The sequence below is a fragment of the Vescimonas sp. genome (assembly GCF_057856985.1).
The window spans coordinates 1-21,820 of record NZ_DBLZXX010000018.1 but is presented as its reverse complement, the minus strand read 5'-3'; the positions used below and the strand labels follow the sequence as shown (position 1 = coordinate 21,820).

Genomic DNA, 21,820 nt, shown 5'->3' with positions numbered 1-21,820 from the left:
CTACACCTCCTGAAAATCACGGGTACCGGCCTCCAGAGAAAAACCGGTGCGTTCGTTATAAAAACCGTCGGACAACAGCAGTACGCCGCCGTCGAATAGAGAGGTCACGGCGCCGAGGGCCTCAAGCCGCTCCAGCTGATAGCGGTAGACGCTGACGCAGTAGCCCTTTGCCTCGTCAATGCAGCCGCGTATGACTGCCCAATCCTTCTGCCCGTAGACCTGAGCGGCGTTCCACAGCGTGTTTTGCAGCTCGCGCCCTCTTCCGTAGGGTACGAGCAGGGCGCCCGTGTCCTCGTCGAATACCTGAAAAAGGCCGCCTGCCAGACGGAACGCCTGACGCAGAAAATAGCGCTGCCCTTGCTTGCAGTTGGCGTCTGCATAGCGGGGATTATCTGCCAGCAGATGATAGAGGGAGCCGTGGGCGGGGGTTTGGTCGTCCTGAAAGCCGGGCTCCATCTCTGCGTATAGCCGGCGATAGTAGAACCGGATGGCCTCCTCGGAGGACAGATCGTGCCGGAAAGCCTCCGGCGTTTGGGAAAAGGCGGTCAGCAGCGCGGTGGTGGCGTTCTGCCCACGCACGATGTCGTCCAGACCGCGCAGCCGCTCGTCGGTACACCGGATGAGGCGGACAGGGGCGGGCTTCTTTTGCTCGGCGTGCCGGTTGCACCGCCCTGCCGCCTGCACGACACTGTCCATTCCGGCGGAGAAGCGGATCACCCGCTGGAAGGAGATGTCCACACCGGCCTCGATCACCTGCGTGGAGACGCAGACGACCTTTTGCCTGTTGTCGGCGGAGGGCTTGTCCAGCGCGGACTGCAAGGCTTGCAGAGTCTCCCTGCGGTGCTGCACGCACATGGCGGCGGACAGATGGAAACACCGGCAATTCGCGGCTTGCAGCGACTCGAACAGGAACGCCGCCTCCTTTTTCGTGTTGCACACCACCAGCAGACTGTCGCACGACGACAGTGCCTCCGCAACGATCTGCGGGAGCTCCTCCAGCTTGGCACATCCGGCATTTTGGATGTCGGTGCGCTTAAAGACGTCCCACAGTGCCTTTTGCTGCGGAACCAGATCGACGGGCTGGCGGTGCGGCGGATGGTCGGCTGCCTCCAGACAGGGCTGGGTGGCGGAGCACAGAACAATAGTGGCACCGCAGATCTCGGACAGGAAGTTGACCGCCAAATTAAACAGCGTCAGCATTTTGCCGGGAACGGTCTGCACCTCGTCGATCACGATGACGCTGCGGCACAGCGCGTGAAATCTGCGGATGGCGCTGGTCCTTCCGCTGAAGCAGGTGTTCAGCAGCTGCACCAGCGTGGTGATAATGATCGGCGCCGACCATGAGGCGGTGAGCAGCTCCAGCTCCTGCAAGCGCTCCGGCGTCTCCTTCGGCTCGGCAAGGTTGGAGTGATGCTCCAGTATCAAGGTGTCGTCTCCTATGTAATCGCGGATGACCTGAGCGTTTTGATCCAGGATCGACAGCAGCGGCGCGGTGAAGATGATCCGGGAGCAGTTCCGTTTTGCCGCGTGGGTCAATGCGAAGCGGAGGCTGGCCAGCGTTTTTCCACCGCCGGTGGGGACGTTCAGGCGGTAGACCCCTCCGGGCCGGACGGCGCCGGCGGCACAGGTGTCCGAAATGGCCCGCCGGGCCAAATCAATGGGGCTTTTTCGGGGAAATTCCGAGAGGCGCTTTTCCATGAACGCCAGCCGCCCCGCCCATATGGGGCGCATATCCTCCGGGAAAGAGGGCGGCTTCAAATCGTCCATAAAGGCCGCGGTATCCGTGCGGTCTCCCTCGATCACGGCGGACAGGAGCATCCGGGCCAGAAGGCCGATATAAAATGCGGTCTCCCGATCCGCCTCATTGTCGTCCACTTGGGTGGACAGAGCCGCCAGCCGATCCAGCATCGGGGTCATCTCCCGGACGGCGCTGTGGAACAAGCGCTCCAGCTCCTCCTCGTCAGCAACCTCCGCCAAAAAGCCCTGTCGGGATTCATCGTAAAAGATCCCCTCCTTGGTCTGGCGATGAAAAAAACCGCTGTGCTGCTGGGGGTCGATACAGTCAAACAGACCGTGATGTGAGCCAACGGCAAAGGCCAGTAGCTCTGCGGTCACATCGGAATAGGAGAATGCATCGCAGCGGCCGTGCCACCGATCCAGAAGAAGGCGCACGCCGGCGAAGGTGTGGTTGACACTGCCACGGACGGCGTTCCCGCCGCTGACAGCCTCCGAAAGGTATTGCGCATACTCCTGTTTGTTTTTTCCGGCGTCGTGGAGCAGACCGGCCAGATAGGCACTTTTTTCCAGACCCAGCGGCCGCAGTGCGTTTGCGGCCAGCGCCGCCGTGTTCCGGCAATGCTCCCGGACGGTTTGCCGCTCTCCGGTTTCGCGGATATGGGCAGGATACATGGCGATCACATCCTGTCATATATTTTTTAACGCGCATATGTTGATGCTTTAACCATAGCACACGCAAGCAGAACTGTAAATATGCATAGCAAAAAAATTGTCGTGCCAGCTGATTTTGTGGATTTTGCCACACTGTGCGGGTCGGGTATTCCCGTGGATTGAAAGAGTAAAAAGGAGAAACTGCGCAAGGCATGGCAGGGGAACATCTCCTGCCGTGCCCTGCGCAGCTCCATTTGTCAGATATTGTAAATCTGAGAAATAGTCAGGGGTGTGGATGGTGTCATACATGCCGCCTTGCGTTTACGATACCTCCCCCGCCCCTTAAAGCGCGATGCTGCCGGTTTCCTTACTATCCATCGCAAAATTCAGCAGTGTTCCCTTGCAGACGGCGGCGAAATACTGCGTCGCCTCAAGCTGTGCAGGGTAGTTCTTCTCGATGAGCTCCAGCGTCTCCCTCAACTGCAGCATAGCTGCAAACTCGTGCTTGCACGGCTCACTGCAGAAGCAGTCGCAAACCAGATTTCTGATCTCGCCGTTGACATAGTCGCACTCCAGCTCGTAAGGCCGCGCCCCCTCCACAATGGCCCGCACATGGGTGCTGTCCAGAGAAATGTACCGCACACGATTGTCCGTGTAGTAATCGTGTCCGCGATCGGCAATTGCCCTGCTGATTCTCATGGCGCCCAGATCACACAGCAGGAAGCCGCTCTCATCATTGCCGGAAACAAATATCTCATCCTCCGTGGCGGGTGCCTTAAACCAGGTAATGACCTTTTCATACGGAAGGGCGCTGCGGTCGAATGTGACGAAGTGCGACCCAGCGAAGAAGAACTCGCCCCGCACATTTGTGTCGGCCACGCTGATGACCTTTTTGTAGTCAGACAGCTTGATCTTGAAATTGTACGCGACATCTACCACGCGGCCACGCAGGCCCTCCAGCTTACCCTCCACAAAAACGATGTCTCCGCACTTCAGGTCAAAGGCGTCATTGTAGTAAGACAGATCCATATTCCGTGCCGGAAAATGGACGCGAACGACCGATTTTCTCGGCGTGACTGCGGGACAAATGGAGTACTCTTCCTTAGAGGTCTTTCGATACTCTTCTGTGAAGCCATTAAAACCAATCTTGAACATGTCGTTTCCTCCCTTTCCGATCTGTATCGTTCTTTACAATACCCATTCTACAGAAGGAGGTGTCCCATAAACCGGACAGTGCGCTGCGCCGCCCCCTGTCAAATAGACAAAAATTCAGGACACTATCTGTGAGGGGTGCCAAATCGAATTTCCATAGGGGCCATTTTTGTAGCAAGCTGTATGTGTTCATGGTTATAAAAGTATATACTCGCCCACTAGTTCGGCAGCAGCTTGAATTGTCTGCGGTTTCGCTCGGTAAATGTGCAGGCGCACGGCAGGGCGATGGAGAAGCAGCTTTCCGCAGCCTCACCCGGTGAGCTGCCTGTGTAAGGCCGTTCCGCCGTCGATACCATCGGCAGCGTCATCAGCCAGGCCGTGTAGCCCGCAAAAAACAACCGGAGAGGGACGGATGATGCCATCCGCCCCTCTCCGGTTGTTTCCTGTTCTCTCGGCTTTTGGGTCAAGCTAATAAGCCGTAATTAACCGTGTCACTCCTCCCCTGCCGCTACATATCGCTGCTTGGAACTGCGGGGTTTATTGGGCAGCGTCATCCGAATTGCTCCACACTCTACGAGAGGATCAAGGTAACGCCGCAGGGCATACTGCCCTGACGCAATATTTAGATATGCAATGATCTCGCTGCGGCTTCGAGGTGTACGGCAGAATTTCAGCAGACCTTTTTCGTCTTGCACGTTAGCTTCTTTTACATCCTCGTCGCCGACACTTCCCGCTGCACCATGCTCACCATTGTACAGCGTCACGACAAATTCGCTGCGCCGATCCGCGAATACCGGCTCTGGCAGGTTGCGGTTTTTCATGGCAAACCGAATCGTAGGAATCCCGGAATAGCGATTCTCAGTTTCCCCCAGGGTCTCCATTACGGTAACAAGAACCGGGTTTCGGGTATCCGGCTGGGCATTGCCCAACTGGTCGAGAGTCAATCTACCATAAAGCCCACCCGGATTTGTGATCTCGATCCGATTGGAATAATGACCAACTGGATCGGCATTCCCTCGGTATGCAGACTATAATCCCGGTGTACCAACGCGTTGAGTATCGCCTCGCGGACAGCGTCCATAGGGTACTGCGGAATATCAATTCTCTCGCCTGTTTCCTTGTCGATCCTTGTGGCCGTCCGCATATTGGCCCGAACAAAGGTCAACGCACCCTCCAGCATATCCGGAAGCGTACCTTCGATCCGCTTTGTGTCGCTGAACCGGTTGCCCTCTGTGTCAAGAATGCCCATTTGCTCCGCAGGTACACAGGTGGCAATGATGCTCAGTTGCGGATAAAACGCCTGCGGGTAGAGTCCGAATAGCAGCAATGCCGCCATGGTGATTTTCCCATCCCGCGTGATGCCGGTCAGTTCATACTGCTGTGCCTCCGACATACCCGCCAAATTCGGACGCGCATATGTTTTTCTCTCCAAATACGTTTTCACCTTAGACATATCCAGCGATTGGAAGGACACCCTTTCCGCTGGACGAATATCGTCTTGATATTTCTTTCGGAACGCCTCGTAGCTGTACACTTCGTACTCCGTCATGGGCTTGTCTCCGTCACCTACGCGGATGTAGGATCCGTGCAGCCGCCCCTTGGCTGTTTTGAAGCAAGGGCGTTCCGCAATATCGACGGGTGGGATCTCCGCAGAGACAAATGTAAGCTCACCTTCATCCACCTCGGTAAATTGCGGTCGAACGATCGGCGTCATTTGTTCGCAGTATTCCATTACCTTGCGCTCCAAGTCCTGCGCGTCGTAGACGCCCACCTTTGCGAAGCCGTTCTTTTCCTCCAAGCCGAACACAAAGATTCCCCCGCTATTTTGATTGGAAAACGCAGAGATCGTATCATATAACCTTTCAGGACAGCCCTGCCGCGCCGCCTTTACTTCTATGGTTTGTCCTTCACAGCCACGAACCCGAATGCTTTCAATCAGATCGCGAAGCTCCTTTTCTACCATGCAAATCACTCCCTTGCGCTCATTTTAACATATAGAACGTAAGAAGTGAAGAAAATTCGCAAGACATTCCTTGACTTCTTTCGAGCTTTTCTTATGTTACTAAAAATAACGTAAGATGTTCTTGCGTTGCTTCTTGGGTTATTGGCGTGCATCTTGCGACAAGTGCCGAAAATTACTGCGCTGGTCATGGTATGCGTAATTTGATCACGCTGTAACCAAAGAACAGGCGTGGCAGCCGTGCGCTCACAGCATCTTGAGCCGTGCCAGAAATTCCGCCGTGATCTCCTCCTCTATGTCCTCATCCCGCTGTTTGCTGGCCGTATCGTCGTCTTTCCAGCGCAGCAGCACCTGCCGCACTGCCTGCTTATCACGCCGGAGTGTGCGGGGATCCAGCCCCTCATACGCTGCGTGGTAGTCGGGATAGTGCAGGTTGTAGTACCGGTAGTCCTCAATGGCGTTGTCAAATGCCGACAGTTCTCCATCGGGCGCAAGCACCGACGCCGCCATGCACGCCAGACGCGCCAGCCGCCGCAGGTGATCGTCTGCCAAATCGAACCGCACCGACGGCACGAACTCCTCTACCGGCGGGGCGGAGACGAAGCGACGACCGTTGTCCCGCAGCTTCAATCGCGGTATGGCGCCGCACGCCGCCAGTTCTTCCGCATAGCGGCGATAGCTGGCGGAGGAGCGTTCTCCGCAGTGCCATTTGAAATCGCCCAGCTCCACCTCACCGCAGTGGGTCAGCCAAAAACAGAAAAACAGCAGCTCTGCCGTCAGCTTGTCGGGGCGGTCAAGGTTTTTGCGGCGCGGAATATCCATTGAACCTCCTCCTCTCAAAAATATTTTACAGGAAATTTTTCGCAAGTCAAGATTTCGGACAACAGTATGCAACGATTTCGAGAACCAGCGTGCTATGATGCAGTCCCGCGAGATGCTTGAGATGCCCTCTCATCCATCCCGCCACCCCGTTGCACCCTTACACAACACGGACAAAGGAGGACGCGCTATGAGTCATGACACCGTTATTCTGAAGATTATCGGAGGAACGCTCCACGAGATGCGTGGTGGCGGCGATCTGGTTATCCCTCGCGGCATGGAGCGCATCAGAGACAGCGGTTATCTGAGCCTCGACATGATGCCGCCGTGCATCGACAGCATCACCGTGGAGGACGGCAGCCCCAGCTTTTACGCAAAGAATAACTGCCTCATTCGCAAGGAGGACGGTGAGCTGGTGCTGGGCTGCCGGAACAGCGTCATCCCCGATGACGGATCTGTCCGTTCCATCGGCGCGTTTGCTTTCAATGGTCTGGCGCTGCGGGAACTGACCATTCCAACTTCCGTGGAGCACATTGGCTGCTGCGCCTTCACGGAGCAGGAGGTGCGCCGTCTGATACTGCCGGAGGGTCTGCGGTGCGTGGAGCCGCTGGCATTCATGACAGTGACGGACGATGACGCGGAGATGGAGCTGTACATCCCTTCCACGTTGGAGGAGATCGGCTACGGCGCCTTTCGAGGCTGCCCGCTGAAGCGTATTGCCGTGGCGCCGGATAATCCTTGGTTCAGCGGCGAGGGCGGCTGCCTGACGGATCGGCGCACCCGCACGCTGCTGGCCGTCTCTGCCGGCGGCGTGATCCCCGCCGATACGCTGGTGATCGAACGCTCGGCGCTGGACGGCTTTGACGGCAGCCCCTATGTGACCATCCCGCCCAGCGTGCAGAGGATCGAATGTTTTGAGATCGACGATTCCACAAAGATGCCCACAGCGGTGGAATTTCCCCGCCGTACCCGCGACGACGGCGAAGACACAAGGGATCTATCGGTGTTTCGCGTGGTACGCGGCAGCTATGCCCACCACTTTGCCGTGCAGAACCAGATTCCCTATGAATTTATATAAGGAGGTACTTATATGAGCGCATTTGACAAGATCATCGGCTACGACCACATTAAGGCGGAGCTGATGCAGATCAGCGATATGATCCACCACCCGGAGGTTTACGCGGCGCTGGACGCGAAGCTGCCGCAAGGTCTGCTGCTGTCCGGTGCACCCGGTCTCGGCAAGACGCTGATGGCCACGGCGCTGATGGAGGACAGCGGCCTGCCCTGCTTCACCGTGCGGCGCAGCCAGTCGGAGGACGAATTTCTGAAACAGCTGGCGCACACGTTTGACGAGGCGGCGGAGGCTGCGCCGTCCATGCTCCTACTGGACGACATGGACAAATTCTCCAGTGACGAGTTCAGTACCGCCGCGTTTACAGCGGCGCAGAGCTGCATCGACAAGGTGCAGGAGAAGCGGGTGTTCGTGATCGCCACCGTCAACAATGTGAAGGAAATCCCCGATTCTCTGCTGCGGTGCGGGCGGTTTGACCGGCAGATCAAGGTACAGCGCCCCAACTGTACGGACGGGGAGCAGATCATCCGCCGCTATCTTTCCGGCAAGGCGCCGGTGCCGGACATCTCCCTGTCCGACCTGACGCAGCTGCTGAGCCACAGCTCCTGTGCTCAGGTGGAAAGCGCCCTGAACGAGGCGGCCATCTACGCCGCCTATGAGCGAAGCGACAGCATCACCCGGGCGCACCTGATCCGCGCCGTGCTGAAAACGATCCACCATGTGCCGCCGGAGGTGTATCCCGTCAGCGAGGAGCAGCGCAAAAAGGCGGCGTTCCACGAGGCCGGCCACGCGGCCATGCTGGAGCTGGTGGCGCCGGGCTCGACGGCCTTCGTAACGCTGCTGTACAGCCCCACCTCCGGCTCCTGCTACGGCTTTGCCTACCGAAACCGTCCGTTGGGCCGGCGGGCGAATATTCTGACCTTTCTGTCGGGCAAGGCGGCCTATGAGCTGTAGTTCGGCAGAATGAGCCCCGGCTGCAAGGATGATATCACGCGGGCGGCCAAGCTGATACGCGAGAAGGCGGAGGAGTTGGGCAGCAGCGGCATGCTGGGCGTGAATGTGTCGGGGCGATACGGCGACAGTGAAGCAGGTCTGTTGGAGCGCGAGACCATCGTCCGTGCGGAGCTGGAGCGCTATCTGTTCGAGGCCAAGGAGATGCTGGCATCCCATCGTCAGATGGTGCAGGAGCTGGCGGAGGCCCTGCTGGAGAAGCAGACGCTGCTCCACTCTGAGATCCAGGCCATCTGCGGCAGGTACCGGGATGTACCTGCCGCCTGAGAGGAGGAATACCATGACTTACGTTGTCAGCGACATCCACGGCTGTGACAAGCTGTATTTTCGCCTGTTGGAAACGCTGCGTTTCAGTGACACTGATACGCTGTACATTCTGGGTGACGTGACGGACCGCGGCAGCGGCGGTCTGCGTGTCCTGCTGGATGCGGCGTCGCGGCAGAATGTGATCCTCCTGCGGGGCAACCACGAGCAGGCGGCGCTGGAGTTCCTGCCCCGCGACCCGGACAACGAGGTCATGCCCGTAAGGCTCTTTGGGCGATGGTACGAGTGGATGGAGGACGGCGGCGACAGGACATACCGCGCCTTCTGGAACCGGTCTGACGCGGTGCGCGCCCGGGTGCTGCGTATTCTCGGCAGTCTGCCGGTCTATGCGGAGGTGCAGGCGGGAGGCCGCAGCTTCTTTCTGGCGCATACCGTGCCGGGGAAACGCAAAATGCGCCATCCGGAGAGCTGCCGCGTCTGCGATTTCCTCATGGGGGAGCCGGAGTATGAGATATGCTATGACCCCAAGCGCATCATCGTCACCGGCCATACCGTTACCAGCCTTATCGACAAGGCATCGAGGGGGCGTATCTGGCGCGGCAACGGACACATTGCCATCGACTGCGGTGCGGTCTACAGCGGCGTACTGGGCTGTCTGTGTCTGGATACGCTGGAGGAATTTTATGTGGAGTGAGGTGTGACATGGGATACTATGCAAACGCCGCCTTGGAGCGGTCATATCAGGAGCGGTCATGCTGCGGCTATCCAAGCCGAGAGGAAACGCTGACGTACTATCTGGAGGATCTGCAGGCGATGCTATCCCCCCACTGTGACGCCGCCAGGTACGCGGGCGTCAAGGGGCGTTATCGCTATTATGAGGTGCCGTGGGCGGCGGCGCCCAGTGAGCGGGACATCTGTGCCGCCATTGCGGAGGTGGAGCATCTTCTTGCGCGGGAGCGCTTTCACGCCGGGGACGCGGAACAGACCGTGGTCGGGATCGTACCCGCCGCGCTGTGCCGCAGGCGGAGGGCGGCGGTATGACCGCGGCGTGAACCAGAAGAACACAAGCAAAGAGGAATGGAAGGGAGAGGACGAATGACTATGAAGTATACCTCTGCACAGGCCAATAAGCGGCTGAAGAAGCTGACCGATGAATATGTGTCTCTGCGGGAGAAGGAGAGCCGCAGCAGGGAGTTCCGCGCCGCCGCCGGCGAGAACGTGGAATCCGTGCGCCCCGCCTATGATTACGCGGACACCCAGCGCCGTCTGGCGGAGCTGGAGCGGTGTATCTGCCGCATCAAGCACGCCATCAACCTGTTCAACGTCACCCATACCGTACCCGGCTTCGACATGACCATTGACGAGATGCTGGTGTACATTCCCCAGCTTACCCGCCGCAAGAATAAGCTGGCGGCGATGAAGAACCGCCTGCCTATGGAGCGTGCGGAGGAGCAGTACGGTCGCCGCACGGACCTGATCGACTACTCCTACGCCAATTACGACATCGCGGCGGTGGAGGCCGACTATGAGCAGGCGGCGGACGAGCTGGCCCGCGCCCAGATGGCGCTGGACGCAGCCAACCAGCAGGACACCTTTGAGCTGCCCGTGTAAGTCCGTTCCGTTGTTTTGACCGCAGCAATTTTTTCAAAACTTCCGACAGGGGTCTCCCATCGTGTGCAGTGTGGTGAGCGGAGGCCGGTTATTTCCTTTGTTATCCGTTATGAGCCCATGGTATAAGGTTGGAAGAAAATGTATTCGCTGCGGACAAAGCAAGAAAACTTTCCCCGGAGGCCGAAGTTCGGTTTTAGGCCTCCTTCCAAAAAGCTATCAACTGTTGTGAGAGAAGTGAGGATACTCAGATGGAACAGACTGCACAAAGGAACAGAGCGGAGTGGTTCTTTTCCGAAGATGGACACCGCGCCTATGCCGCCGCCGGGACCACCGGTGAGAAAACCAGATACTTCTTTGAATACCTGCGCGGGCTCGGCCAGAAAACGCCCGACAGAGTGCTCTACGCACTGGCTTACATCATGGCGGACGGTATGGACGCAGACGGCGGCAGGTTTGCCGGCTGGCCGGCGATCCTGCAAGGCAGTGTTAACCCATTTATCAAGCTGGTGGTGGACGGAACACTTCAGCCGGCGGAGGAGATGGTGCGCTCTCTGTCCACGGGCTGGGGATTTTCCCGCGGCGTCACCAAGCAGGAGGAGGACGGCTGCCGCTGGTGGATCACAGACCAGCTTCTCTGCGCCCTCCACGGCATATCGCCCGTCCGGCGGGTGGCCTACGAGGAACTGCAGGACAGCAGCGCGGAGGACTGTGACCTCTATCTGTACCGTATCGAGCGGCAGATCATCTGGCTGTTCGGCGGTGACGCGCTCATGAGCCCCTACTCCCTGCGGGCGCTTTTCTGCGAGCCGTTCCGCGAACAGCAGGCGGATCTCGGATACCTCCATGACGACTTTCTGCGGGGAAACCTGCAGTTTGCGGCGGAGAAGAACGGCGACATCACCGCAAAAACGCGCAGAGACACGCCGGATAAGCAGCAAATGTCTGCGGGAAGGGTGATCGTGACGCTGCTGCTGGTACTTCTTGCCTGCTTCGCCATCGGAAAGGCGCTGTCGATCTACGCAGTCAACAGTGCGCCGGAGCCGGATATGGGCAACGGCTGGGACTGCCTGCGCGCCATGCTGGACGCCTCTGAGAACCCAAGGGAGAAGGTGTCGGAGCGTTTTACTTATCAAGGAGAGGGCACATTGGACGGCGCGCCGTGCGATATCTGGAAAAGCGCACGAAGTCCCTTCTACTATTACTGCGTGACAAGAGACGCACCGCGTCAGGTGTGGGAGATCCAGCCCAACGTGTCCAGCACCATGCTGTGGAGCGAGTAACGCCGCCCAACCAACACATACGGAAGTCAAGGAGGAACTATGAGTACTTACGGTGACGCTTTTGCGATAACGCCCCAGCGCAGCCTGCCCCGCGAGAAGGTGGCGGAGATGCTGGAACGCATTTCCCAACTGAACGAGGAGTACGAGGAGCGTAAGGAGATCGAGGATAACCCCGCCTACCGGCAACTGCTGGAGCGGCGGCGCAGCGTGGAGAAGAAGTATGTAGGGGACGTGCAGGCACGCGGCAGAGCGATGGAGAAGGTGCTTGCTGCCGATTCGCCCGGAGAGTTGCCCGGTGAGGTCATGGCGGAGGAGCACGTCCCGACGGCGTGGGAGCCTGTGAGCTGCGTGCTGTGGCTGGCCTGCTGTGTCCTGACAGTCATCGCCGTGGCTATGACCATCGCCATACCGGATGCGCCGCGGTTCGGCATGATCGTGGGGTGCAGCTGCCTGGCCATCGGCGCGTTGACCATGCGCGGCGACGGCAAGGCATCGCTGAAGCTGAAGCGGGCGCAGACCCGCTGGGATCGGCAGTTTAATTTCGACAGCAGCGCGGAGACCGATACCGCATTCCTGGAGGAATGCGAGAATTTCGATGCAAAGTACAGGGAGAACGCAGCGGACGTGCGGATGCTCCGCCAAACGGCAAAGGAGCAGTACGACGCAGAGGTGCGCCCTGTTCAGGAGGAGATCGCCCGGTTCGAAGCAGACGAACAGGCGTGGCGTACTGCGGCGGAGACGGAGATGGAGTCCGTTGACCTTCTGCCGGAAAACTACCGTTATCTGGCCGGAAACATCGCCGCCATCGTGCGGGGACGGCGGGCTCACAGCCTGACAGATGCCCTGAATCTGGCGATCCGCGAGGAAAAGGAGGAGGCATACCGTGAATCCCAGATGGATGCGATGGCGGCGCGGAACGCCATCCTGCGGGAGCAGGCACGGAGCGAGGAACTGCACCAGAAGCAGATGCAGGAGCTGGAGCGGCAGCGCATAGAGAATGAGCGCGCCGCCAACGAGCGGCTGCTGGCCGCACAGCGGGAGCAGGCGCGGGCAGCTGACAGACGGCTGGAGCAGGAGCAGACCCGGCAGCGGCGAGAGGCCGAAAAGACCCGGATAGAAGCCGATAAGGCCCGGCAGACGGAGGACGCGCGCCGCCGTCGGCGTGAGTATGCGGCCAATCAGATCAAGCTGGCCAAAAACCAGCAGTCGAAGGATTACTGGGAGAGCGAGTGGAAGCGAAATCTCTGATGCTTCTTCCGCCGACAGAAAGGAGGGATGACCCATCGAGACAGCATCTTTTTATCGCGGCGTGTTCTGGGTGATCGACGGCGCCCTGCTGGCGTACCCGTTTATAGAGGGCGTATACGCCGGGGCCACCGCCCGCTCCGGCGCCACATATAACCACCAGAAGCTGTGGGAGCTGGTTCGCGGTTCCCGTGGCAAGTCGTACAATTACTATCCCCGCGGCAGAGTGGACGCGGACAACAGGGGTCAGCCGGTGATCTACATGAGCCCCCACGTATCGCCAGCCCTGCTGTCGGAGATACAGGCGGTGTTTGCCATCACGTCCCAGCCGCTGCTCCGATACGACAACAGCCGCCATTACAGGTGCCATCTGGATGATGGCTGGGGGGTGAAGGGTAGGGGAGATTGACAGGTAAATAGGCAGCGAAGATAGGGACATTTGCAGTGAAAAACCGCAAATGCCCCTATCTTGCTGTCTTATGATTAACTTTCTGGAACGGATAACAATGATTTTATTCGGTAGTAGCCTGCAATATGATGCTGCTAATATCGAAATCGCAACGATCAATCTTTTTCAAGGCGGCACATATCTCCCTATAATTATCCTCGAGAGATTTTTCCTGAATTTCCTGTTTTGCCTTACGGTCGGGATTCTCCTGCAACCCAATCAAAAAACCTTCTGCTGCCAATTTCTTCTGCATGATGGGCCATATGATAAATTCCAGCTCCAGCGGGGAGATGCTCCACTTCCTGTCGTGGATGTAGTCGCGAATCCACTTCACATAACGGTCATAAGGGTAGAACTCCTTGTCATTTGTGTCGATATAGTATTCCGTATCGGCGTTCTGCATTTTGCTCCAAGAGTCGATCTTTCCTACACGCAGTGCATTCTTTTTTTCATCCTTAACAAAACGCTTAATCCACTCGAGAGTAAAAGAGTCCAACGGCATATGGCAGTATTGGAAGTGGGCATAGTGCTCCTTCGCATCTTCGCAGCAAAAGAGATATTTGAACGACATGTTGATGATTTTTTGCGCCTTTCCGTATGTGCCAAGGTCTTTCCTGCTTTCCGTGAACTGGATACACCAAAGCATACACATCTCCTCGTGCAGCACATCAAACGCTTCCTGCCCACTTGGAGCAGGACCGTTAAAGTAGTCGAGCATTTTTTCTACAATGCGACCTTTGGCAGTTTCTTTTTCCTTTTGGAAATCTCTGATGCCGGTCAATGTGCGCTTGGCGTCACCATATGCGTTGTCAAATGCGTACTTAATGGCATCTTCAGATTTCACAGAGTCGAGATACTTCGTTTTTTTGTCACCAATATCCTTCTTGAAACCCTCTACCGACCGCTTAACATCTTCAGAAGTACAGCACATCACAATTTTCCTTCTTAAATATTTTATTCCGCTGCCTCGCACAGCGCCTGCCACACCTTTACCATCGCAAAGGTGTCCAGCTCGCAGTATTTCAGCAGGTCGTGCCGCGCCTTGGCTTGCTCCTCCGGCGGCATATCCTTCATTTTGGGGAAAATACTCATGGCCTCACTGCCATTGTGTACGCCTTCCAGATTGTGGTAATCCAGCGCGGGGTCATCGGGAAATATCGCCGGAAGTACGCTCTTGATGGAAAACGACCCGCCCATAGCGCGATTGTAGTAGTAACCGGACTGAAACGGTATCAGCAGATCAACGATGTTGCTTTCGATATTCAGCAGGTGCGGCGCAAGATCGGGGTACAGTGCCGCCAGCTCCCGGATACGCCCACATTCAAATTGCTTGTTATAAGCGGTGGTGCAGACGCCGAAAGGAATGTCCGCGCACAACTGCTCCGCCAGCGCGCGGCGGGGATCTGTGCCGGGCTGTGCCAGAAACTCCTTGTGCTGCAAGGCACCGCCCTCGGACTCTATGTAGTGCAGCGAATATTGAAACGGTATCTGCGTGTACGGGCGCGTACCTACATACTGCGGCACAGCGGGCTGTATCGTCTCGAAGTCCAGAAAATACAGCGGGTAGCGCAGCAGCCGCAGGAAATCACGGATGGCGGGCTTGTCGAGGTACGTCCCCTTGTCCGCCAGCGCGTATTCGATCTGTCGCAGCTGCTTGTCCCCCGTGATGTCGGGACAGTGCAGCAGCTTGTCAAAGCCGGCCATTCCTTGCTGGTAGTAGGCGATCTTTTTCTTGAACGGCAGGCGGTAGAGATCAAACACTGACGGCGACGGCACATGGCGGGAACAGTATTTCCAGAACGCGCACGGGTAGGGCTTATTGCAGTGTATAGACAGGTCGTCGCCCGGCTCGTCGGGGGATTTCAGCACCTCCTCTGCGATCCGCGTGTTGATGGCTACATTGTCCTGCTCGAAAGCTACCGCCAAGCCAACATCGGTGACCTTGAACAGCTTTTGCAGGTCAAGTGTCCCGTCGAAGATGTAGTCGCGATTCAGCACCACAAGGTAGGTGCCCGTGACCTTGACGCCGCAATGCTCAAGTACAAACTTCTGGTAGGCGACATCCGCGATATAGACTGCCTTGTCATCTGATGTGGAGCTTTTTACCTCGTAGATTGACCACCCGTCACCTTCGCGCCGCAGAATATCCACGGCGCAGTATAAGCCGTTCCATTCAAAGGACGCCTCGCAGATCACGGGGGTGTCCTTTGCAATTTCTTCCTGCGTGCGGCGCATCATAGCCGGCAGGTCGATCTCCCCATCCGTGTAGACCGTGACCTCGGTAAAGTCCCCGAACAGTCCCATGGCAAGATCGCCCACGGCGTTGCCAGTCTCCATAATGGACAGCGTATGGCTGTCCACCTCGGCAAGCTCCGGCTTATATTTGCGGAGCCATAACATTTTTGGACATTGCCACAGCGCACAGTATTTGGACTTGGAAAGGTTGACCATGCCGATTCCCCTCTCTGGGTAATTTGTCTGGAAACCCTGTCTTGAGTATAGCATTCACAAAATAGGAAAACAAGATTTGCGGCAGCATCAAGCAATATGTCGGCATATCTGAAAAATTACAGAAATGTCGATTCTCCGGCGTTTCCAATGTCGTACCAATCGCCCTGCCGAAATCCCACGGGATATCCCGCCGCGCATTGGCGCAGAAATGCCCACGCTGTAATTAAAGAATAGGCGTCAGACCTTCGGGAGGTCATCGCAGGACAGCAGCTTTTGCTTTGCTTCGTGGAACCAGCGGTTTTCCGGCTCAATCTGCAGCACATACTGAATCCTGCCCAATAGCTGCTGCCGGTAGCGCTCCGTATCAGGAACGCCGTCTGTACGAAGCGCTGCGTGGCCGCCCCGCAGGATACTGTCCGCCAGACCAAAGCGCAGGGCGTAATAGACCTCTTGTCGAAGTGATCGCTTATAGCCGGCCGGCACGGATACCTTCTCATTGACGGTCAGACCGGTCACGCTCTGCCGTCCGGCGTTGGTGATAAAATGGGTCTTGGCCTCATTCAGGTCAAAGCCCATCTCCGCCAGCATATTTTTCGCCTTCGAATAGACGGCGAACAGCGGACGATCGGCGGAAAAGGTCAGGTCATCACAGTACCGCGTGTATGCGATGGTGCGCCGCTGGCACCAGCGTGCCATGCTCGTATCAAAATTCCGCATGACCAGATTGGAAAGCGCGGGAGAGGTGGGCGCGCCCTGCGGCAAGACACCGTCCTTGCAGCACAAAGCGGTCAGCAGAAAGCCCGCCTGCCGGGAGAAGTACCGGGTGTGAAAGGCGGCAGAGTGGACCTGTTCAAAGCGGATACTGCCGAAAAAGTCGGAGATATCCAGCTTCAGGAGATACCGTTTGCCCACATGGGGCGCGGCGTTGCCGCTGAGAGTGCCGCCCTTTCGATAAGCGGTGGCCTGCGGTGCGACAGGCAGATAGGCGAGGAGATCCCGGCAGATCTTCCGCTGCCAGCGACGCAGCGTGTCGTCCGGCACGGACAGTATGCGCACATCGCCGTTACGCTTGGGGATGGTGACGGGGTGATACGCTGCCGCCGTGTGCCGCGCATAGTAAAGGAGCTTTTGCCTGCTGGTAGAGAGAAACGCCGCCAGCTGCCGGGCGTCGTACAGGAACGGCAGCTGCGGGTGAAAGCAGTGAAAATCCAGTACCATATCCGCCGCGGCCTGCATACCGAATTTGGCCACGAAGTCTGCGTCCGGCGCTTCAAATGTGACCGTATCCTTCTCGATTTTCATAGAGGCCCCCCTAACATAGAATCAGCCCCGTGCAGTACAAAGTGACCTGATATAAGCGGAGTCGAATTTCTAATCACGGCGTGATTCGCGATTCGATGGAGCGGTATCAGGCAGTCGCTTCGCTTGCGAAGCGTGCGTCCTCTTGGTAAACAGAGCGGCGACTCGCCACCCTCCTCAAAGTACGAAACTTTAAGCTGTACACTACTGCGCGGGGCTGATCTTCGGTTGTGCTTATATGGTAAAGCGCTTTGACGAGAAAGTCAAGCGGATGGCTGCGCCTCCTGCCCGTACCGGGTCAGTGCATCCATGACCTTGTGATACACCACTTGGTTGGGGTAATAGCGGTAGTCGGCAAAGACGGAGATGCCGGTGCCGTTGAAATACTCCAAAATCGCGGCGGCGCAGGCGGCGCTGCGGCTCTGCCCGTACTCGCACTGGCAAAGGATATCCAGCCCGTCCGCCCTTGCCTGACAGATGAACGCCGCCAGCGCGTCCGCCTCCGGCATATAGGTGTCGTAGTCCAGCCCCACATCCGGCAGAGCCGTCAGATCCAGATCGTGAACGACCACGGTGAACACCCGCGCTGTTTTGCCGGCGTAGTCCAGCGGAGGCATCGGGGCAGGCTTGCCGACGGAGGGCGGGTCGCAGAAGGAGATCACCGCCGTGCGGGAGAGCGTATCGGTACGCAGCAGTTCCTCGGCGGCTTTGCGGGAACAGATGGTCACGTTCATAGATATACCTCCAGTTTTGTATAGTTCGCGGTATGCCCGCAGGGACATACCGTTGCAGGGAGACTCCTCATCCTCCGTCTGCAGCTCGATGTCATACTCCCAGCCGCAATGCTCACAGATCCAGTACATATCCAGCGTGGGATAGCCGCAGACGGGGCAGGTGACGATGCGGAACATACCGGAGCGGTACTCCGGCGTGTTCTTCAAATCCTGTTCATTATGCATGAGGTCCCTCCCAACTGATGCAGTTCAGACAGCCGCCCTGTTGGGCGATCTTCCGGATGTTGACGGGCACGATCTCTTTGCTGAAAAGCTGCCGTGCGAAAGTCTCAGCCTCGGCATCCTGCTCAATGCCAAACACCGGCAGGAAAACCACCCGTTCCGTCTTCAAATAGTTCAGGTAGCAGCCAACGGCGCTGACCCCACCGGTCGGGACAAAGGGAAAATCCACCGCGTCCAGGCCGCAGTCCTGCACCGCTCGCTTCACCTGCTGCTCAAAGCCGCAGGATGACAGCGGCCGATTACACAGCACGGTGCGGTCGTCGAGAAACCGCACCATGCCGTCGGCGTGGCCGGTCATGTCGCTTTTCAGAGAGGGAATGATCAAAACCTCCGTTTCCAGCAGCTCCGAAAGCTCATGCACCAGCGCGGCAGACGGATACTCCGGGTTTTCGGAAAAGACGCGGTCGCTGATCAGGACGCGCGCCCCGGACGGCGAGAACACCACGTTCCCGCCGTCAAGGTTGATATTGCTGTATGTAACCGGCAGGCCAAGCTGCGGAGCAAGATCCTTACGAAAGTCGGTCCTCAGATCAGGATCGTTTTTCAGATAGGACGGCTCATAGCGAAAGGAGATCATCTGTCCGGAGCGTGTCCGCACCGGCATGAAGTCCCGCACCCAAACGTCCCGTGTGCCATCCAGCAGCGCATAGGGGACATCGTGCGCCGTCAGCGCCGTGAACAGCGTCTCTGCGTCAGACGGATACTGCCGCGGAAGAAGAGTGGAGATGTAGATCATATGTAACCCTCTACTATCCTTCTATTTTTACTCGGCTTCAACGAGTTCAAAGTTCAGCTTGCTTTCTTCCTCAATCCCAATCCTGCTTTTGCATGTATATTTGGACGATACTGATATTTCAACCAAAGTCACATCGCAGCCGCAAAGTGAAAACTTCCCGTGGCAGTCGCTATAATCTGGCTTTGTTTTATACAGATGGAGTTCTTTTGCTATTCCATCTGGCTTAAAGGTTACGCCATTTTCATCTTTAATGCCCTTGATGAGGACATTATCAGAATGCACACTGTCGTTAACGGAAAGCAATAACTGTCCTCCGTATACGCACCATGTTCCGGGTTTGGAGAAAAGTGGGGCAGAAACATCCGATTGTGCCGCGGATTTGGATTTGCCTGCCCCGTAACAAATTAGCTTCCCCCTCTTGTCCTGTTCATCGTGGTAGTATGCCTCGGTTTCGGTGATCCAATAACGGTGTGCGCCATCTTTGCCGCGATAGAGGATAGTACCGCCAAGCAAATCCTTTGCAACTGCTGCCGCGTCACGCTCAAAAAACTTCTCATTCAATGTTATAGTGGTACCCATCGTTCATTCTCCTTCTCATCATATTATTTTGCGTGCCATTGCCTGTACATCCATTATAAGAGCCGTTGCCGAAAAACGCAAGTTCACCAATTTCTTGGAACTTTTTCACCAATTCAGCCGCTGGTTGCGCCAGCGGATGCGCTCCGCCGCGTAGCGGCGATACCACCTCGCCGCCTCCTTATAATGCTTATCCGCCTCGTAGATCCCCGCCAGCCGCGACATGGCGGCATCGCTACCAGCCTCGGCGGCCCGGTGATACCAGCGGACGCCCTCTGCCCGGTCACACGCCACATCCTGCCCGTAATAGTATCGATGCCCCAGATGCAGCATCCCGATGGCGTCGCCGCCCACCGCCGCCTCGTAATCGGCCATAAAGCTATCCTCCCGCTCCTGTGCGTCCAGCAGCGCGTCCACCGCCGCCGCGTAGGACTCGCACTCGAAGTACAGCCGAAGCCGGGCATTCTCCGCCTCACCCACAGGGTCAAAAGCGCTCATTACATCGGAAGTCACGTTGTTCTCCGCCCGCTTATACCAGCGGATAGCCTGCGGGTAGTTGCGCTTTGTACCGCAGCCGTGTTCACAGCACCATCCGGCAGCGAACTGCGCTTCGGTAAAGTTGTGGGCTCCTGAGCGCTTGAATAGATCGAATGCCTTTGCCATAGCGTCGGGCGTGCCGCTGCGGATATGTGTCAACGCCTGCGAGAACTGTGCGTCCGCCGCCCGTCGCCGTCCGGCGATCTCCCACATCTCCGCGTACACACGGAGGGCGGGTGAAAAAGTAACATCCATGGTCATTTCCTCCTGCAATGTGATTTGCGGTCAGTGTAGCACCTTTTTTAATAAGACCTAAATATTTATATTATTTTCGGCGGTTTGGGGGTAGAAATCGGCCTCCACCGCCCATTTTTTCGTGTGCAGGCAGCAAAAACCGCCGCGTTTCATGGGTATAACGCTGCAAATGTGGGGGCTTTGAATGCGTCAAATTGTGCGCCTATACGAAATTTTGCAGAAAACCTCCTTTTGGCCTATATATGCTTATATAAATTAGGTCTTAATTATATGGGTGCTATACTGGCGGTAAAATTCGAAAAGGAGATTTTACCATGAACGCATTTGACAAGGTCATCGGATACAAGGCCACCAAGCGCGAGCTGCTGCAGCTGTGCGATATGCTCCGCAACCGGGAGATCTATGAGGAGATGGGCGCCCGCCTGCCCCATGGACTGCTGCTGTATGGCGACCCGGGTTTGGGCAAGACGCTTTTGGCGAGGTGCTTTGTGGAGGAGAGCGGGCTGCACACCATCACGGTACGCCGCGACAAGGGCGGCGACACCTTTATCGATGGAATTACACAGGCCTTTGCCAGCGCGAAGACAAAAGCACCGTCCATTGTCCTTTTGGACGACATGGACAAATTTGCCAACGAGGATGATACCCACTGCGACGCACCGGAATACGCCGCCGTGCAAGCGGGGATCGACGATGTGAAGGACACTGGTGTGTTTGTGATCGCCACGGCAAACGATATCCGCAAGCTGCCGAGCTCCCTGCGCCGTTCCGGACGGTTTGACCGAAAAATCGGACTTCGAGCGCCCACGGCGTCCGACGCGGAGGAGATCATCACCCACTATCTGAAAACGAAACGGGTTTCGGACAGTGTCAACATGGAAGACCTGACGAGGATGATGCGCTATAATTCCTGCGCCGAGCTGGAGACTATTTTGAATGAAGCGGCGGTTCGTGCGGCCTTTGCCCGCAAGACCGGCATCGACATGGAGGACATGGTGAGTGTGGTGCTGAAGCAGCAATATGGCGCACAAGAGGATATGCCTCGCGTTTCGGATGAAGTCATCGAAAAGGTGGCGCTTCACGAGGCGGGGCATCTGGTGGTATGCGAAGCGCTGTGTCCCGGCAGCGTCGGCTTTGCCTCCCTGCTTCCCTCCGATGAAAACCGGTGCGGCGGCTTTATCCACTGCTGCAAATACATCTCCGGTTCACAAAGCGCCATCATCGCCCTGGGCGGAAAGGCCGCCGTGGAGATGCGGTATGCGGGGCAGGTTGCGGAGGGATGCAGCGACGATATCGCCCGTGCGGTCAACTGTATCCGCGAGGCGGCAGCCAAGGAGGGTGCGCTGGGATTCTCCCTGCTGAATGTCGAAAGCGATTCCTCCAGCAACATGTCCGAAAGCCTGAATGCCCGCAGCGAGGCGGCGGTACAGGCGGAGCTGGAGCGGTACTACGGCAAGGCAAGGGCGCTCCTTGCTCAAAACGAGGCGTTTCTGAAAGAGATCACAGAGGCGCTGGTCATGAAGAAGACCCTGCTCTATTCCGATATTCAGGCTATCCGCGGCACCGCTGTAAAGAGAAACCCTGCGGTGACCTGCGAGGCGGCTTCAAGGTATGACGCGGCGGAGATCGAGAATTCCCCGCCGGAGGATCCGGAGGAGGCGATGCGCCAGAAGATCATGCGCAAGCTGGAGGAGGCGGAG

The 21,820-nt window shown here is 57.3% G+C and carries 23 protein-coding genes; 10 read left to right on the top strand and 13 right to left on the bottom strand.

Features of this window, described 5'->3' with window-relative positions:
- From cas3 to ACZM22_RS09265, 6 genes are all read right to left on the bottom strand, one after another.
- Positions 1–2,409, bottom strand: coding sequence for a CRISPR-associated helicase Cas3' (cas3, locus tag ACZM22_RS09290; protein WP_489543859.1), 2,409 nt, complete (start codon positions 2,407–2,409; stop codon positions 1–3).
- A 321-nt stretch (positions 2,410–2,730) separates the two neighbouring features.
- Positions 2,731–3,543 carry an SWIM zinc finger family protein gene (locus ACZM22_RS09285; protein ID WP_489543858.1) on the bottom strand — a complete coding sequence of 271 codons (813 nt, stop codon included), beginning with the start codon at positions 3,541–3,543 and terminating at the stop codon, positions 2,731–2,733.
- A 215-nt stretch (positions 3,544–3,758) separates the two neighbouring features.
- Entirely contained in the window at positions 3,759–3,962 is a 204-nt protein-coding gene (locus tag ACZM22_RS09280) for a hypothetical protein (RefSeq protein WP_489543857.1), read from the bottom strand.
- 69 nt (positions 3,963–4,031) lie between these two features.
- Complete coding sequence (locus ACZM22_RS09275) at positions 4,032–4,484, bottom strand: ATP-binding protein (RefSeq protein WP_489543856.1); 453 nt, start codon at positions 4,482–4,484, stop codon at positions 4,032–4,034.
- Entirely contained in the window at positions 4,481–5,503 is a 1,023-nt protein-coding gene (locus ACZM22_RS09270; RefSeq protein ID WP_489543855.1) for an AlbA family DNA-binding domain-containing protein, read from the bottom strand. The genes ACZM22_RS09275 and ACZM22_RS09270 overlap by 4 nt, the downstream gene beginning before the upstream one ends.
- 243 nt (positions 5,504–5,746) lie before the next feature.
- The gene (locus tag ACZM22_RS09265; protein WP_489543854.1) at positions 5,747–6,322 is read right to left on the bottom strand and encodes a hypothetical protein; all 576 of its coding nucleotides are present in this window, start codon (positions 6,320–6,322) and stop codon (positions 5,747–5,749) included.
- Between the two features lie 187 nt (positions 6,323–6,509).
- On the opposite strand from ACZM22_RS09265, the gene ACZM22_RS09260 reads away from it, so the two are divergent.
- From ACZM22_RS09260 to ACZM22_RS09220, 9 genes are all read left to right on the top strand, one after another.
- Positions 6,510–7,397, top strand: a complete 888-nt coding sequence (locus ACZM22_RS09260; RefSeq protein WP_489543853.1) for a leucine-rich repeat domain-containing protein — start codon at positions 6,510–6,512, stop codon at positions 7,395–7,397.
- Between the two features lie 12 nt (positions 7,398–7,409).
- Complete coding sequence (locus tag ACZM22_RS09255; RefSeq protein WP_489543852.1) at positions 7,410–8,345, top strand: AAA family ATPase; 936 nt, start codon at positions 7,410–7,412, stop codon at positions 8,343–8,345.
- Positions 8,346–8,354: 9 nt separating this feature from the next.
- Complete coding sequence (locus ACZM22_RS09250) at positions 8,355–8,669, top strand: M41 family metallopeptidase (RefSeq protein ID WP_489543851.1); 315 nt, start codon at positions 8,355–8,357, stop codon at positions 8,667–8,669.
- Between the two features lie 13 nt (positions 8,670–8,682).
- Positions 8,683–9,360, top strand: a complete 678-nt coding sequence (locus tag ACZM22_RS09245; protein ID WP_489543850.1) for a metallophosphoesterase — start codon at positions 8,683–8,685, stop codon at positions 9,358–9,360.
- An 8-nt stretch (positions 9,361–9,368) separates the two neighbouring features.
- Positions 9,369–9,707, top strand: a complete 339-nt coding sequence (locus ACZM22_RS09240; RefSeq protein WP_489543849.1) for a hypothetical protein — start codon at positions 9,369–9,371, stop codon at positions 9,705–9,707.
- A 60-nt stretch (positions 9,708–9,767) separates the two neighbouring features.
- On the top strand, positions 9,768–10,277 hold the full coding sequence (locus ACZM22_RS09235; protein ID WP_489543848.1) for a hypothetical protein: 510 nt from the start codon (positions 9,768–9,770) through the stop codon (positions 10,275–10,277).
- A gap of 248 nt (positions 10,278–10,525) precedes the next feature.
- On the top strand, positions 10,526–11,557 hold the full coding sequence (locus tag ACZM22_RS09230; RefSeq protein ID WP_489543847.1) for a hypothetical protein: 1,032 nt from the start codon (positions 10,526–10,528) through the stop codon (positions 11,555–11,557).
- A 39-nt stretch (positions 11,558–11,596) separates the two neighbouring features.
- Entirely contained in the window at positions 11,597–12,805 is a 1,209-nt protein-coding gene (locus ACZM22_RS09225; RefSeq protein WP_489543846.1) for a hypothetical protein, read from the top strand.
- A gap of 70 nt (positions 12,806–12,875) precedes the next feature.
- Positions 12,876–13,211, top strand: a complete 336-nt coding sequence (locus ACZM22_RS09220; RefSeq protein WP_489543845.1) for a hypothetical protein — start codon at positions 12,876–12,878, stop codon at positions 13,209–13,211.
- A gap of 103 nt (positions 13,212–13,314) precedes the next feature.
- Here ACZM22_RS09220 and ACZM22_RS09215 read toward each other — a convergent pair whose 3' ends face one another.
- The 7 genes from ACZM22_RS09215 to ACZM22_RS09185 form a co-directional block, all read right to left on the bottom strand.
- Entirely contained in the window at positions 13,315–14,184 is an 870-nt protein-coding gene (locus ACZM22_RS09215; protein WP_489543844.1) for a hypothetical protein, read from the bottom strand.
- Between the two features lie 20 nt (positions 14,185–14,204).
- Complete coding sequence (locus ACZM22_RS09210) at positions 14,205–15,611, bottom strand: DUF2779 domain-containing protein (protein WP_489543843.1); 1,407 nt, start codon at positions 15,609–15,611, stop codon at positions 14,205–14,207.
- A 327-nt stretch (positions 15,612–15,938) separates the two neighbouring features.
- Positions 15,939–17,003 (bottom strand): reverse transcriptase domain-containing protein, encoded by a 1,065-nt coding sequence (locus ACZM22_RS09205; protein WP_489543842.1) that lies wholly within the window; start codon positions 17,001–17,003, stop codon positions 15,939–15,941.
- Between the two features lie 260 nt (positions 17,004–17,263).
- Positions 17,264–17,959, bottom strand: a complete 696-nt coding sequence (locus tag ACZM22_RS09200; RefSeq protein ID WP_489543841.1) for a CPCC family cysteine-rich protein — start codon at positions 17,957–17,959, stop codon at positions 17,264–17,266.
- Positions 17,952–18,752 (bottom strand): agmatine deiminase family protein, encoded by an 801-nt coding sequence (locus ACZM22_RS09195; protein WP_489543840.1) that lies wholly within the window; start codon positions 18,750–18,752, stop codon positions 17,952–17,954. The genes ACZM22_RS09200 and ACZM22_RS09195 overlap by 8 nt, the downstream gene beginning before the upstream one ends.
- A 27-nt stretch (positions 18,753–18,779) precedes the next feature.
- A complete protein-coding gene (locus ACZM22_RS09190; protein WP_337490744.1) occupies positions 18,780–19,331 on the bottom strand; it encodes a DNA-3-methyladenine glycosylase in 552 nt (183 codons plus the stop codon).
- Between the two features lie 105 nt (positions 19,332–19,436).
- Positions 19,437–20,120 (bottom strand): tetratricopeptide repeat protein, encoded by a 684-nt coding sequence (locus ACZM22_RS09185; protein WP_489543839.1) that lies wholly within the window; start codon positions 20,118–20,120, stop codon positions 19,437–19,439.
- A gap of 314 nt (positions 20,121–20,434) precedes the next feature.
- Here ACZM22_RS09185 and ACZM22_RS09180 point away from each other — a divergent pair.
- A partial coding sequence (locus ACZM22_RS09180; RefSeq protein WP_489543838.1) for an AAA family ATPase occupies positions 20,435–21,820 on the top strand: 1,386 nt, incomplete at its 3' end.